This is a genomic window from Streptomyces sp. SID14515 (assembly GCF_010548505.1).
Classification (GTDB): domain Bacteria; phylum Actinomycetota; class Actinomycetes; order Streptomycetales; family Streptomycetaceae; genus Streptomyces; species Streptomyces caviscabies.
The window spans coordinates 1-233 of sequence record NZ_JAAGMH010000118.1; the positions used below are offsets into that span (position 1 = coordinate 1).

At 73.0% G+C, this 233-nt stretch carries 1 pseudogene; it reads right to left on the reverse strand.

Annotation, left to right across the window (positions count from 1 at the left end):
• Positions 1-233 (reverse strand): annotated as a pseudogene (locus G3I54_RS27750) (nucleotidyltransferase domain-containing protein); the annotation flags it as partial.

The window sequence follows — 233 nt, forward strand, 5'->3', positions numbered from 1 at the left end:
CGCGGGCCCGGCCGCGCGTGCGGGCGAGATGGCCGTCCGGGTCGAGCAGCGGCAGGCCCTCGGCGTAGACGAACAGGACCGTGCCGCGGCGGCGGTTGCGGTCCCACGCGAAGAACTCCGGCACATCCGCGAGCGTGGTGAGGAACAACTCGGCGGGACGCCCTTCGTGGCGTATCACTTCGCGGCGGCTGACGTCGGAGTCCGGCAGGAGCACGGCCACATCGAGGTCGCTC